We start from the raw sequence: 15,244 nt of genomic DNA, 5'->3' as shown, positions 1-15,244 counted from the left end.
TGTCTTGCTGAGTGCAGAGTTTGCTCTCATTCATCTGCCAGTGTCTGAGATTTAAAAGGTTAAACCAAGCTGCTTTGGTCAGAATCGCGAAAGACAGATGCGATACCAAAGTATCAGAAGGCGCTTTTTAAAACAGAATGAACCTAAAATTATATCTAGGCCGATCACATTAGAAGACATAATATCTGTAAATGTGAATAAAGTTATAGCCAAATAAAGCCATGGTTGATATGTTGATACTTCAAGGAATTACATGAAGTTAAATCATATGACAATGGATTGTTATGGAAGATTTTTCACCCTCTGATTTAAAATCTATTTTGCATTCCAAGCGCGCCAATATGTTTTATTTGGAATACTGCCGCGTGATGCAAAAAGATGGCCGAGTGCTATATTTAGCTGAAGCTGACAAAGAAAACCTCTACTTCAATATTCCGATTGCCAACACCACAGTACTCATGCTCGGTAACGGCACTTCAATTACTCAAGCCGCAATGCGCATGCTCTCACAGGCTGGTGTATTGGTCGGATTTTGTGGTGGCGGTGGCACGCCATTGCACATGGCTTGCGAGGTGGAGTGGTTCACGCCACAGAGCGAATATCGCCCAACTGAATACTTACAAGGCTGGCTCTCATTCTGGTTTGATGATGAAAAACGCTTGGCCGCCGCGAAACAATTTCAAAATGCTCGGATTGATTACTTGCAGCGCGTTTGGCGAGCTGATCGCGAATTAACCCATGAGAAATTTAATCTGCAAGATGAAGTGATGAAACAATCGCTTGATACTTTCCACCAGCGTACCGAATCTGCCAGTAATCCTGCGGAACTTCAGCTTACAGAAGCGCAACTCACCAAAGTGCTATACAAGTATGCCGCCAATAACACTGGCAAAGACGGTTTTACTCGCCAGCATCAGCCAGACACAAAATGCACGGACAAAGCCAACGACTTTCTCAATCACGGCAACTACTTAGCCTATGGGCTCGCTGCAAGCTGTTTGTGGGTGCTTGGCATTCCTCACGGCTTTGCCGTCATGCATGGCAAAACCCGCCGTGGTGCCTTGGTGTTTGATGTCGCGGACTTAGTCAAAGATGCCATTGTGCTGCCGTGGGCCTTCGTTTGCGCCAAAGAAAACGCCACAGAACAAGAGTTTCGCCAACAAATTCTACATGCCTTCATCGAACACAAAGCGCTCGACTTCATGTTTGACATAGTGAAAAGTATCGCTCTGCAAGGCAAAGATGAAGAAGAGCGCGAGGCACGCGAATTATGATGGTCACCTTTGTTAGCCAATGCGAGAAAAACGCCCTCAAGAAAACCCGCCGTGTACTGGATGCTTTCGCCAACCGGATAGGTGATAACACGTGGCAAACCCTCACCACCGAAGAAGGGTTACTCACGGTGAAAAAAATGCTGCGCCAAACCGCCAGCCGCAGCACCGCCGTCAGTTGCCACTGGATCCGCTCCCGTTCGCGCAGCCAGTTTTTATGGGTAGTGGGCAACAAAAAGAAATTTAATGCAGAGGGATATGTTCCAGTAAACAGTACAGAGAAAGACCTCTTAAACAGCGACTATGAAAGTGATTGGAAATATTTGCCACTGATTAAAGCGCTCACTGGCATGGCTGCTTTGCTCCACGATTGGGGTAAAGCATCTTTACTTTTTCAGGAAAAATTAAACCCAGAAATTAAAACCAAGCATAAAGGTGATCCGCTACGCCATGAGTGGATATCCTGTCTGCTCTTTCAACAATGGGTTTCTAGTCAAACTCACGAAAGCCTTGATGAGGTTTGGCTGGGCACACTAATTAATCAAGGCATTGATGAAACTTGGCTTAATGACAATGTATTACCAAAAGAAAAGGCGTTTGCCGAATTACCGATAGCGGCAGCTTTGATCGCTTGGTTGATCGTTTCTCATCACCGATTGCCGTTGCCAAAAGAAGAAGGTCTATGTAACGACCAGCGTGAAGTGAGTAACGCTTCTCTCGATGGGCTGCTGGACAGAATTACCCCAGCATGGGGCTATGAAAATCGCTTTGATGAGTACAACGCGCTGTTGCCGAAATGTTTTGAGTTTCCGTTAGGGCTACTTTCCAATTCCTCGATTTGGCTTGCTGAACTAAAACGCCGCGCGAAAGACTTATTACATCACCTACCTTTACTCGATCAGGCAATGAATGATGGTAGTTGGCGGGGGATTCTACACCACGCTCGATTGTGCCTGATGTTAGGTGACCACTATTACTCTTCACAACCCAATGATCATCAATGGAAAACGTCGATAGAGCTGTACGCTAACACCGATCCCATCACCAAAGCGCGTAAACAAAAGCTGGATGAGCACTTAGTTAATGTCGCTAAAGTCGCGGTGAACACAGTGAAGTTACTGCCGTTTTTTGAAACTGAGCCGCTAAAAGCCACCGAGCTCAGCGAGCTTGCACCTAAGACCAACACGCCTAAAGCATTCCGCTGGCAAGATAAAGCGGTACGCAAAATCAGCGAATGGCGTGAACACACGGAAGATAAAAGCCAAGGCTATTTTGTGGTGAACATGGCCAGTACCGGTTGTGGTAAAACCATCGCCAACGCCAAAATTATGCAGGCGTTATCTGAAGATGGTGAAAGCCTGCGTTTTATTTTGGCGCTAGGCTTGCGCACACTTACTTTGCAAACTGGCGACGAATACAAAGAACGGCTCAAACTGCAAGAGAGCGATTTGGCTGTGCTTATTGGCTCTAAAGCTATTTCAGAGTTACATAAATCGGGTAAGACGGTTGAAAAAGACGACATTGAACCTGAACAAGCTGACGCTGGTTCGGAGTCTTTGGAGAGTCTACAAGATGAAAACGATGCTCTGGATTGGCAAGGTGTGCTGCCTGAAGAAGAACTCACGACTGTTTTAACTAAAGAAAAAGATCGAAAACTTCTGTATGCCCCAGTACTGGTGTGCACCATCGACCACATCATGGCAGCGACGGAAACCAAACGCGGTGGACGCTATATTCTGCCCTGTTTACGTTTAATGTCATCCGACTTGGTGATTGATGAAATTGACGACTTTACCGGCGATGATCTGATTGCGATTGGCCGATTAGTGCATTTGGCGGGCATGCTGGGGCGCAAAGTGATGATTTCCTCGGCCACCATACCGCCGGATTTAGCACTTGGTTTATACAATGCTTATCGCCAAGGCTGGGCAGTCTTTGCTGCTAGCCGTGATCGAGTCAGTACTGTTAATTGTGTTTATGTCGATGAATTTAGTACCGATACACAGCTGGTGGGCAGCGATGATGCTGATTTAGCTGCCTATGATGCTTTCCAACAACGCTTTGTTTTTAAACGTGTGGATAAACTAAAACAGCAGGTCGCGAAGAGAAAAGCCAATATCATTCAATGTATTAAACAGAATGATCAACCGCTAGAAAAACAGTATTTCGAGACAGTGAAGCAAGCGGTTTTGACCAAACACCAGCACCACAACACGTTAGAACCAGAGAGCCAAACGGGAGTCTCGTTTGGCGTGGTTCGGGTTGCCAATATTCAACCTTGCGTCGAATTAACCCAATATCTACTCAGTTGTGATTGGCCTGCCGATACCGAAGTGCGTTGCATGGCCTATCACAGCCAGCAGGTTCTGTTGCTGCGCCATGAGCAAGAAAAGCATTTGGATGAGGTACTCAAGCGCAAAGAGAAAACGGGCGAATTACCCAAAGCGTTTGCTCATCCCGTGATACGCGAACACCTAACCGCTTGCCAAGCAAAAAACCTGATTTTCATTCTGGTTGCCACCCCAGTTGAAGAAGTGGGGCGTGATCATGACTTTGATTGGGCGGTGATTGAGCCCTCATCTTTTCGTTCGATCATTCAAATGGCAGGCCGAGTACGTAGGCATCGTGATGGCGAGATTCAGGAGCCCAATATTGGCTTGTTGCAATACAACGTCAAAGGCTTCAAGGGCGGCGCCGAGCGAGTATTTAATCATCCCGGCTATGAAACAGACAGCGCCACCCAGCTCGCCACTCATGATTTATGTGAGTTGGTGGATGAAAAGTCGCTGCTGAAAGCGGTTAATGCCATTGTCCGTATTCAAAAGCGAGCTGTGCTAGAACCGCGCAACAACTTAGCGGATTTAGAGCACTTTGCCACCGCGAAAACCCTTGGTAACGAGCATATTGGCAAACCACAGCAAGTCAATATCAGCCGTCAGGAGAGATACAGCCGTAATCGCCGCAACAGTGCGTCGCAGTCATGTTGGCACGAGCATCTGCATGGTCATATTCACGGCTACTGGTGGCTTACCGCACTGCCGCAATACTTCAAACGCTTTCGTAAAAGTGAACCCACAGTACAAATTTACTTAGTTAAAAAAGCGCGCAGCATTGAGTTTTGTTTGCGTGAAGAGCAGGGCGGTTTACACCCGATTGAACGCACCTTGAATATTGAACATCTGCCGCTTCCACCAATGCAGCAACAGAATCTTTGGCTACAACGTGATTATAGCGAGTTAGTCAGTTTATACAGTCCAAGCCCTGAGCAGGAGTTTGCCACCTCAGTGCGCTATGGCGAAATAAGTTTTGTCTACCGTGAAGGTAATCAGCAATACAGCTACAACGACCAACTAGGGTTGGTTAAGGTCAAATAATGGAGGAGAGTGGCGTGATAGATCCAGCAATAGCCGCCTTTTTTTCGGAACGTAAAGAAGCATGGCTAAAGAAGAATGTCAGTGCAGCGATGTCTGACGCAGAAGTATTGGAAAAACAACAGGAGTGTGAGCAAAACTTTCTATTAGACAATTGGTTGCCTGCTGCGGCGCGTAGAACATGTAGTAGGGCGTTAACTACTCATCCAAGTAAGTTTAGCCATCCAAGTACAGGCGTTGGAAAAACAAATATTAAGGATGGCACATTTGTATCTCCTGTATTATTTGAAGGAAATCAACGCAATGATGGTTTTGTCAGATCTGGCAATGTGAGATTTGATTTGACTGATTCAGTTGGAGATGCTGGCGCGTTGGCTGCTGAAGATTTCCTTCGAGTTACTCTTTCTGATGGTATGAGTGTTCTTCAACACATCGAGTCTGAAACTAAAGTAGCTAGAGAGCTTTTAACATTAAAAGGTATTGACTATGAACAACTCCGGTCAAGCTTCTTAGCTATTAAAAGAACAAGTGAAAAAACATCTACGAACTCAAAAATCAAGCAGGTTTATTTTCCGGTCGCAGATCAGCAGTATCACTTACTTTCTTTATTGACGCATTCTGGGCACTTATTTGAGCTCCGCCAACGCCTTGATGAGCTTGGTAGAGAGTCAAATAGAGTACGAGAGTACAAAAAGTTAAATCAATATCATCCCACTGGTTACCAAGAAATATTTGGCCTAACCACGATAGGATTTGGTGGAACTAAACCAGCAAATATAAGTGTGTTAAACAATAAATTTGCAGGTAAAGCACATTTGCTATCCTCCATTCCACCGGAGTTAGTACCTCGTGATATCAGGCTGCCGAGAACGGATTTTTTCAAAGAGAGTTTTACCGGTTGGCAAGCCAAAGAGGTGCTTGAATCGCTGCATCGACTTTTTCAAGCCGACTACAACAACATCAATCTCCGTGATGGCCGTGACTACCGCATTCAGCAATACGTTGATTTAGTGATTGAGAAAATGTGGCAAGTACGTCTTTTTCTTGAAGCGTATTCTGGTGAATTATCGAGTGCGTTGCCTTTGGAGCAAAAAATCTGGCTCTATCCAGAGTTTGCTGAGCAGCGTCAACAAGAGGATGAGTGGCTCGATAAAATCATTCGCTACATTGCGCGAGGCTTAATCAACCATTACAGCCGCAGCAAAGTGATCGCCAGTCCCGTCACATTGGCAGACCAAGAGCTGCTGGCGATAGAAAAGGTGGTTGTCAGCAATAAGGAGAACTTGCGATGAACGTATTGATTTTACCGCATCTTAAAATTCACAACGCCAATGCACTTTCAAGCCCCTTTACTATTGGCTTTCCGGCCATGACGGCATGGCTAGGCTTTGTGCATGCTTTAGAGCGCAAGCTCAGCCAAGCAGGGTTATCCGATCTCATGCTGCATAGTGCTGCTGTAGTGAGCCACCGTTGTGATGTACAGACTTATAAAGGCGAAGGTGACTATGTCTATTCGATTGTCGGTACAGGAAACCCTTTAGAGCCCAAGGCTGAGAAAGGTAAACCAGATGGTAATGCTGTAAGACCATCATTTATCGAGGAAGCTCGCTGTCACTTAGATGTATCCCTCGTCATTGAGTGGAGTGGCAATGAGGAGCAAGTTCAGCAGCATGACTTTACCCAGCAGTTGCAAGCAGTGATCGCGACGATGAAAGTCGCAGGGGGCGACGTTCTTGCCCTTGGGAAGCCCTCAGTTAAATCTGTGATCACTGAGGATGATACTGGCAGAATTCTGCGCCAGTTAATGCCTGGTTATGTGCTGATCGAACGCCGCGATTTAATGATTGATGCAATGCAACAGGGTGATGACGCAATAGATGCGCTGCTGGGTTATCTCACAGTGCACCATCATTGTGAGCAGCTTGAGGACCAAAGTGTTGTTTGGCATAGCCAACGCAAAACGACTGGCTGGATTGTGCCGATTGCCGCTGGTTTTCAAGGTATTTCACCATTAGGTGAGGCAAAAAATCAGCGCGATCCATCAGTGCCGCATCGCTTTGCCGAAAGTGTTGTCACGCTGGGTGAATTTGTCATGGTGCACAAAATCAAGCATCTCGATGACATCCTTTGGCAATATCACCCCGATTTAGAAAACGATCTTTACCTTTGTCAGCCAGTTAACGCTATCAACGAACATCAATAAGGAACAACCTCATGGCTAAAAATAACGACATCGCATCAGTACTCGCATTTGAAAAAAAACTCGTCCCATCTGATGGTTATCTCTTTGGATGCCAGTGGGAAACCAAAGAGCAAGCAAGCCCATTAGTCCTGCAAGAAAAATCAGTGCGTGGCACAGTTTCCCACCGCCTTAATAAAGGTGGTGAAAAGGATATTATGAAGCTTGATATGGATATTGCATCTCCAAACCCGCAGCGGGTGGATGCCTGTGCGTTGGGGCTAGAGCAAGATACCCTGAAGCTACATTTCACGCTCAAAGTATTAGGGGGGCTTGCCCAACCGTCGGCGTGTAACAATGCACAGTTCAAACAGAGCTACAGCGCTGCGGTTTCTCAGTACATTACCAAATATGGCTGTTTCGAATTGGCGAAACGCTATGCCACCAACCTTGCCAATGCCCGTTTTCTATGGCGCAACCGCGTTGGCGCAGAAGAGATTGAAGTGCAAGTCAGGGCATTAAACAAAGGGGCTGAGCAGGCGTGGACTTTTAATGCCAAACAATTCAGCACTCGGCACTTTGATCATATCGATTCACAGGTCAATAGTTTGGCTGACAGAATTGCTCAGGCACTAGCCAGTGAAACGGATAATTTGATGCTGCAAATTGATTGCTACGCCAAGGTCGGTAAAGCCCAAGAAGTTTACCCAAGTGAAGAGTTAGTAATGGATAAAAGCAATAGCAAATCCAAGAAAAGTAAAATCCTATATGCGGTTAATGAGCATGCTGCGATGCACTCACAAAAAATTGGTAACGCACTGCGTTCCATTGATACTTGGTACCCAGATTACGCATCTGAGGAGCAAAGTGCGGGTGCTATTGCAATAGAGGTTTATGGTGCAGTTACCAATTTAGGTAAGGCATTCCGAACACCTAAAAAAAATGACTTTTACACCTTTTTTGATAAATGGGCGCGTGGTGAAAGCTTGCCCCGTGAAGAAGATGAGCATTACGTCATGGCAGTATTGGTGCGTGGTGGTGTATTTGGCGAAAGTGACAAATAGGTGGCAGTGATGAACTACTACCAAGAGATCACTTTATTGCCAGATGCCGACATTGCCTTGGGCTTTCTTTGGCAAAACGTCTTTCAACAAGTGCACATTGCTTTGGTGGAGCACAAAGTGGCTAGCAATCAATCGCTCGTTGCGGTTGGTTTTCCTGGTTATCGTCAAGCGAAGTTTCCGCTCGGCAGTAAGTTGCGTCTCTTTGCAAAAGAGCAAGCGACACTGGAAAAGTTGGATATCCACAGTTGGCTAACTCGGCTAGAAGACTATGTGCACATCAAAGGGATCAAACCCGTACCAAACGATGTGACTTATGTAAGCTTTGTGCGCAAGCAGGTTAAATCTCCTGAACGTATAGAGCGGGATATGAAGCAAAAAGCCGCACTATGGGCAGAAAAATCCGGTAAACCGTTGGTTGAGTGCTTGGCGGATTTGCAACAAAGCAAGCCGACTGCATTGTGCTCTTTGCCGTTTATTTACTTGCATAGCCAGCAAACGAAGCAGCGATCCCCAGAAAAAAGCAGCAAGTTTCCACTGTTTATTCAGATGGAGCAACAAAGCGCTTCACAAGATGAGGGCTTCGATTGTTATGGTTTGAGTGCCAAAGCGAATGGACAGTCAACATTGGCTACCGTACCGCACTTTTAAATTAAACGAAAAAGGGTAATTTTTACCCTTTATTTTTGCTCTTTTAAAATTTATATAAAATTCAAATGGTTGCAGAAAGCGGTTTTTGACAAGGTAAAAAGACTGTTTTCATCCTAACAGCCTGTTGCAGCTTATTTTTATTGGTTTATTCTATGGTTCACTGCCGCACAGGCAGCTTAGAAAAAGCATGCTCCAGTTGTGGGTAATGCGTTTGCGTTCACTGCCGCACAGGCAGCTTAGAAAATTGCAGGGTAACGCCTTTAACTGCTCCATCTGTTCACTGCCGCACAGGCAGCTTAGAAAGTCGCATGTTGATCTCGATGACCTTAAGACCTGTTCACTGCCGCACAGGCAGCTTAGAAAGATGCGCAAACCGTAGGCCAGGATCAGGAACGGTTCACTGCCGCACAGGCAGCTTAGAAAAGACTATTACGCGAAGCAAGAACGTGCCCGATGTTCACTGCCGCACAGGCAGCTTAGAAAGGCACAGGGTTTACTTTGACCGTCCCAATCGCGTTCACTGCCGCACAGGCAGCTTAGAAATCTCGGAGGTCTTCTACATGGGTTTTGTTTTCGTTCACTGCCGCACAGGCAGCTTAGAAATTGTAAAAATTCCATGTGTAAGTTTGCTTTATGTTCACTGCCGCACAGGCAGCTTAGAAATTGAGTCCGCTAACCTCGATCACCGTGGTTGAGTTCACTGCCGCACAGGCAGCTTAGAAAACAATCACCTGGACGGTACCGTCTGATCTATCGTTCACTGCCGCACAGGCAGCTTAGAAAATGCACAAGTGCAAGTGGCAGCTGTAATTGCTGTTCACTGCCGCACAGGCAGCTTAGAAAAGATAATCGCCGATGATGACGGCAGCTTTATCGTTCACTGCCGCACAGGCAGCTTAGAAAATCACTCGGCAAGCGAAATGCAAACGAACTTTGTTCACTGCCGCACAGGCAGCTTAGAAATCAAAGCTTACCAATAGCAATACGATGCACATGTTCACTGCCGCACAGGCAGCTTAGAAAAGACAGGGGGCCGATAAACGTGTTTGCCGCCAGTTCACTGCCGCACAGGCAGCTTAGAAAGCCAAGGAACAAAGCGCCTATGGTGAGTGTTTGTTCACTGCCGCACAGGCAGCTTAGAAAGCTACGCTGATCCATCTTGCAGTTAGGGCAGTGTTCACTGCCGCACAGGCAGCTTAGAAAGCCATAAAATCACCATAAAGGGTTGACACATTGTTCACTGCCGCACAGGCAGCTTAGAAATTCAAAGGCATCGCGGCCAGCATCACCAAATTGTTCACTGCCGCACAGGCAGCTTAGAAATATGTTTATGGCTGCTCTTGTGTCACCACCATGTTCACTGCCGCACAGGCAGCTTAGAAACTCACGAGGCAGACCCACCGCCGCCGCTAAACGTTCACTGCCGCACAGGCAGCTTAGAAAATGACAAATGCCATCACAAGAGCATAAAAGCTGTTCACTGCCGCACAGGCAGCTTAGAAAATAAAACATCTATTCCTTGGCATACAACTACTGTTCACTGCCGCACAGGCAGCTTAGAAAGCCTGAGAGCTGCTGAGGATGAGCTATCCAATGTTCACTGCCGCACAGGCAGCTTAGAAATACTAGCGTGGTTATTGAATCAATCGGTCTTAGTTCACTGCCGCACAGGCAGCTTAGAAATACATAGTTGTATTTAGCCAGGGCCGCTGTAAGTTCACTGCCGCACAGGCAGCTTAGAAATTTACGTGATCGATTGCGCTCTCGACAACCTTGTTCACTGCCGCACAGGCAGCTTAGAAAGCAAGCATCCAAAGGCAGTCCCCAAGCTCTTTGTTCACTGCCGCACAGGCAGCTTAGAAAGCTTCGCGATTAAGCGTAAGTAACTTCCTCCCGTTCACTGCCGCACAGGCAGCTTAGAAAGCCCGCCCACGCGCTAACATCTGACCATGCTTGTTCACTGCCGCACAGGCAGCTTAGAAAATGAACCGTTCGCGCAACTTCAAACACCCTGTGTTCACTGCCGCACAGGCAGCTTAGAAACGTTGCAGTTGCCGAGGCTGCACTTGCGGTTTGTTCACTGCCGCACAGGCAGCTTAGAAAATCCTCAACATAGGCAATCGCCTCGGATAGTTGTTCACTGCCGCACAGGCAGCTTAGAAACGAACTCTCGGCGTGGCCACCCGCACACTGTCGTTCACTGCCGCACAGGCAGCTTAGAAATTGCACCACATGGCGCCGTTGTAGTTCAACTGGTTCACTGCCGCACAGGCAGCTTAGAAAATTCGTGAAGAGATTGATTTCATGATTGACGCGTTCACTGCCGCACAGGCAGCTTAGAAAATGTAGTAGCTACCACCCATGGCCACGCCGATGTTCACTGCCGCACAGGCAGCTTAGAAAACTTCGGCGCATCTTCCCAGGACGGCTGATCTGTTCACTGCCGCACAGGCAGCTTAGAAATCCTTAGCGTGTTCTACGTTGACACAGAAGGTGTTCACTGCCGCACAGGCAGCTTAGAAAAAATATTGGTTGATGCCTCGGTTACGTAATTCGTTCACTGCCGCACAGGCAGCTTAGAAATGGTGCGGGGCGTGTCGGCAGTTCAGATTTCAGTTCACTGCCGCACAGGCAGCTTAGAAAAAAAGCCATCGCTCCATACGTTGCCGATAATTGTTCACTGCCGCACAGGCAGCTTAGAAATCGACCTTCTAGCTTCTTATCACCCATTGTTGGTTCACTGCCGCACAGGCAGCTTAGAAAATTTACCTGAAGAGCAAGTTTTAGTTATATTTGTTCACTGCCGCACAGGCAGCTTAGAAATAACGATAGTTAGCGACAAAGGGCGCACATACGTTCACTGCCGCACGGGCAGCTTAGAAATAGCTAAGAAGGAACAGTAATATGTCAGCTATGTTCACTGCCGCACAGGCAGCTTAGAAATATCTCTTAGTAACGGCAGAAGGTCACTTATCGTTCACTGCCGCACAGGCAGCTTAGAAAAGCTTCAACGGCACTGCAAACATAACCACTTCGTTCACTGCCGCACAGGCAGCTTAGAAAAAACGGCCACTCATTAATTAGCTTGTCGTTGCGTTCACTGCCGCACAGGCAGCTTAGAAACTAAAGGCTGAGTTGGACGCGCTGATCGAAAAGTTCACTGCCGCACAGGCAGCTTAGAAATGACGAACCCAGCACCTAAAAAAGAGGGTGACGTTCACTGCCGCACAGGCAGCTTAGAAAATGCTGAGTATGTAGATACTGTTATCAGCACTGTTCACTGCCGCACAGGCAGCTTAGAAACACATGGCCAACAAAAACCTTGTTAACACGTTCACTGCCACACAGGCAGCTTAGAAAGTCTGGCGGGGTTGGCTTACCGATACCTTTGTGTTCACTGCCACACAGGCAGCTTAGAAAAGCAGCGTTGAACGCAGCAGCAACCTCCTTAGGTTCACTGCCACACAGGCAGCTTAGAAATTACGGGACGGGGTAGCAATCCTCAGAGAAGAGTTCACTGCCACACAGGCAGCTTAGAAATTCAAGAAACGATGCCAGAGGTGTTCAAAAAAGTTCACTGCCACACAGGCAGCTTAGAAAATCAAAGCTTCACATCTTACCGAAGAGCAGATGTTTACTGCCACACAGGCAGCTTAGAAATTATTGAGGCGAAAAAGGCTACAATACGGATTGTTCACTGCCACACAGGCAGCTTAGAAAGCCAAGGCCGCCGAGAAAAGCCACGCTTTAATGTTCACTGCCGCACAGGCAGCTTAGAAATTTCTCAGACAGCTTTTGCAGCTGCACCACGTGTTCACTGCCGCACAGGCAGCTTAGAAAAATAGAATGCAGCTCTTTTGCTACACTGCTTAGTTCACTGCCGCACAGGCAGCTTAGAAAACATACAGAAGAAAAGCTTGATACACTTAGTTGTTAACTGCCGCACAGGCAGCTTAGAAAATTTACGCATGATCCGAACAAGCCAAGGAACCGTTCACTGCCGCACAGGCAGCTTAGAAATTTCATCAGATAGCCCAGCGCCTTAAGCATGTGTTCACTGCTGCTGAGGCTGCTAGAAAAGGCATAGAGGGAAGCTTCGTTGGCAATAGTTGTTCACTGCCGAGTAGGCACTTTAATTTTTAAGAAGTTTATTGAAGTGTATTTTGTTGTCTCTTTGCTTGTACGCAACTTACCACGTATAATTAGGTCACTTTTGAAATTGTGTACATAGTCGTGTACACGAACACAGAATATGCAGAAATAAGACTCTTTAAGGTCTTGTTTTAAAATGCGAATCCTTTAAAGAGTCTACTAATGAGTGAAAAATTGCAGAAAGTCTTGGCCCGTGCAGGCCATGGCTCCCGTCGTGAGATGGAGGCATGGATTGCTGCAGGTCGAGTTAGTATAGACGGTGAAATTGCCAAGCTTGGCGATCGTATCGAGGCCGATGCCAAGGTGCGTATCGACGGCCGTGCTGTATCGATTAAGTCTGAGGATGATTTGGTTTGCCGTGTGATCGCCTACCATAAGCCCGAAGGGGAGATCTGTAGTCGTAAAGATCCTGAAGGGCGTCCAACAGTGTTCGATCGCTTACCTAAGACCCGTGATTCGCGCTGGGTGGCGGTTGGACGATTGGATATCAACACCTCAGGCTTGTTGCTGTTCACCTCTGATGGTGAGCTGGCGAACCGTTTGATGCACCCTTCCCATGAGGTTGAGCGTGAATATGCGGTGCGTACCTTTGGTGAGGTGACCGACGCCTGTATTCAGCGTTTACGTACCGGCGTGACCTTAGAAGATGGCCCAGCCCATTTTGATAAGGTGAAGCCTGCCGGCGGCGAGGGGATGAACAAGTGGTGGCATGTGTCGCTAGCCGAAGGGCGTAATCGTGAGGTTCGCCGCTTGTGGGAATCCCAGGAAGTGCAGGTGAGTCGTCTTATTCGTATTCGCTACGGCATGATCGATCTGCCTAAGTCACTGCCTCGTGGCGGTTGGGTAGAGCTGCCAATTGAGCAGGTGAACTATCTGCGTAAATTGGCTGGTCTAGAAGAAGAAACCCGTACTTTGCTAGGTACCGACAAGCACAGTGTGGCCCGTGCCAAGGTGAAGAGCGCTAAGATCCGCCGCGCCGTTCGTAAGCACAAGACCACGGCGGGCAAAACGCCCCGTCAACGTAGCTAAAACACTATTTAGTTCTAAAAGCCGCCTTGTGCGGCTTTTTTTATGCCTTGTTCTTAGTGTTGCTTAGGCCACAAGCTTGAGTCATCTGTCACAGTCAGCCATGATGAAGCTTATTACCTACAGGGAGAGCAAGATGAAATTATGCTCAGTCACCAAGATATGGGATAAGTCGGCTCACAATGCCTTTACCGATCTTGTGCTCTATCGCGATAAGCTCTATTGCGTATTCAGGGAAGCCAGTGCCCACGTTTCGCCTGATGGCGCATTACGTATTCTCTGTTCTGAGGATGGTGGGACACAATGGCACAGTGTGGCGCTTATTCAATTAGATTTTGCCGATCTCAGGGATGGTAAATTACTCGCTGCGCCGGATGGCCTTTATCTATTTAGCGGCGCAGCGCTCCATCCAGAGCAAGGTTCAGGTATGCGCTCATATTGTTGGCAATCGCTCGACGCCGTAGATTGGTCTGCACCTACCATGGTGGCTAAAGAGAAAGAATGGTTATGGCGGGTAACCTCTCATGAGGGGAAATTTTATGGCATTTGCTACTATCCCCACGAACATGATGGTTATGTGGCCTTGTACACGAGCCAAGGCGATACCGAGTTTCGTCCTCTCGTGCCACGTTTAAGCCAAGCTGGCTATGTGAATGAGTCTGGACTGGTTTTTGATGCCCAAAACAGAGCAATTTGCCTGCTGAGACGAGACCCATTATGGCAGACCGATGAGCGGGCTTTGCTGGGTATCTCGCATCCTCCCTATACTCAATGGCAGTGGCAAGTTACCAATTGCCGAATCGGTGGGCCGGTAAGCTTTATCTATCAGGGTCAGCATTATGCGGTCGTTCGGCTATACGATGGACGGGTACGTACTTCTGTAGTGAGTATTGATCTACAGACTGGACAGATCACTGAAAAGTTAGTCTTGCCGTCTGGCGGAGACACGAGTTATGCCGGTATTGTCTTAGTACAGGAACAACTCTGGCTCAGTTATTATTCTTCCCATGAGGGAAAATGTGCCATCTATTTTGCTAAAGTAACTTTGCAAAAAGTAACTCTGGATAAGTAACTCTGTAAAAATAGCTCTGGAAAAGTGACTCTGAAAAAGTAGCTCTGTAAAAGTGACTCTAGAAAATTAGCCGTAGAAATTAGCCCTGTAATAAACATAAATCTTTAGCCAAGTTAAACGAAACTTGGCCAAAGATTATTCACATGACCTTCTTATTTTTCCCTTTTTTTTAATCGTTCATCAGTCTATTAATTCGTCTTTTTTTGGAATTTTTCTGGCTACTGAAAGACGATCTTTAATGCGTTTTGATAAATCAGGTTGTTAAAGATGTTACCGCTTACGACTTTGTTATTCATTGCACAGATTTACATTGTTGCATTTGTGTTTTGTTTTTATATTTATTTGATCTCTTGTTAATATTTAAAACGTTTAATAAACAGGTGTATTAACTTGTAACATGTATATCAATTTGGTGGTTTATATTTTTTTACATAGGTGTCATTTATAGAAATTACATAAAA

Annotated in this window: 8 protein-coding genes and 1 CRISPR repeat array; all 8 genes read left to right on the top strand. The window is 46.7% G+C overall.

The window, feature by feature from the left end; translation table 11 throughout:
- Nucleotides 1-284 precede the first annotated feature (284 nt).
- The 8 genes from cas1f to L2712_RS07070 all read left to right on the top strand — a co-directional run bounded on the left by cas1f (nucleotide 285) and on the right by L2712_RS07070 (nucleotide 14,783).
- On the top strand, nucleotides 285-1,274 hold the full coding sequence (gene cas1f / locus L2712_RS07105; protein WP_248977334.1) for a type I-F CRISPR-associated endonuclease Cas1f: 990 nt from the start codon (nucleotides 285-287) through the stop codon (nucleotides 1,272-1,274).
- Nucleotides 1,271-4,645, top strand: coding sequence for a type I-F CRISPR-associated helicase Cas3f (cas3f, locus tag L2712_RS07100; protein ID WP_248977333.1), 3,375 nt, complete (start codon nucleotides 1,271-1,273; stop codon nucleotides 4,643-4,645). Before cas1f ends, cas3f begins: the two co-directional genes overlap by 4 nt.
- A gap of 14 nt (nucleotides 4,646-4,659) precedes the next feature.
- Nucleotides 4,660-5,934, top strand: a complete 1,275-nt coding sequence (locus L2712_RS07095) for a type I-F CRISPR-associated protein Csy1 (protein ID WP_248977332.1) — start codon at nucleotides 4,660-4,662, stop codon at nucleotides 5,932-5,934.
- On the top strand, nucleotides 5,931-6,845 hold the full coding sequence (gene csy2, locus L2712_RS07090) for a type I-F CRISPR-associated protein Csy2 (protein WP_248977331.1): 915 nt from the start codon (nucleotides 5,931-5,933) through the stop codon (nucleotides 6,843-6,845). The genes L2712_RS07095 and csy2 overlap by 4 nt, the downstream gene beginning before the upstream one ends.
- An 11-nt stretch (nucleotides 6,846-6,856) precedes the next feature.
- Entirely contained in the window at nucleotides 6,857-7,885 is a 1,029-nt protein-coding gene (gene csy3 / locus L2712_RS07085) for a type I-F CRISPR-associated protein Csy3 (protein ID WP_248977330.1), read from the top strand.
- A gap of 9 nt (nucleotides 7,886-7,894) precedes the next feature.
- Nucleotides 7,895-8,533 carry a type I-F CRISPR-associated endoribonuclease Cas6/Csy4 gene (gene cas6f / locus L2712_RS07080; RefSeq protein WP_248977329.1) on the top strand — a complete coding sequence of 213 codons (639 nt, stop codon included), beginning with the start codon at nucleotides 7,895-7,897 and terminating at the stop codon, nucleotides 8,531-8,533.
- 155 nt (nucleotides 8,534-8,688) lie between these two features.
- Nucleotides 8,689-12,553: a CRISPR direct-repeat array (repeat unit 28 nt; unit sequence GTTCACTGCCGCACAGGCAGCTTAGAAA).
- Nucleotides 12,554-12,847: 294 nt separating this feature from the next.
- The gene (gene rluB, locus L2712_RS07075; RefSeq protein ID WP_088904441.1) at nucleotides 12,848-13,714 is read left to right on the top strand and encodes a 23S rRNA pseudouridine(2605) synthase RluB; all 867 of its coding nucleotides are present in this window, start codon (nucleotides 12,848-12,850) and stop codon (nucleotides 13,712-13,714) included.
- Nucleotides 13,715-13,847: 133 nt separating this feature from the next.
- Nucleotides 13,848-14,783 carry an exo-alpha-sialidase gene (locus tag L2712_RS07070; RefSeq protein WP_248977328.1) on the top strand — a complete coding sequence of 312 codons (936 nt, stop codon included), beginning with the start codon at nucleotides 13,848-13,850 and terminating at the stop codon, nucleotides 14,781-14,783.
- The last annotated feature ends 461 nt before the right edge of the window (nucleotides 14,784-15,244 follow it).

Origin of the sequence: Shewanella marisflavi, from assembly GCF_023283925.1 — a bacterium.
Taxonomy (GTDB): Bacteria; Pseudomonadota; Gammaproteobacteria; order Enterobacterales; family Shewanellaceae; genus Shewanella; species Shewanella marisflavi.
This window is presented reverse-complemented; position numbering and strand designations above follow the sequence as displayed.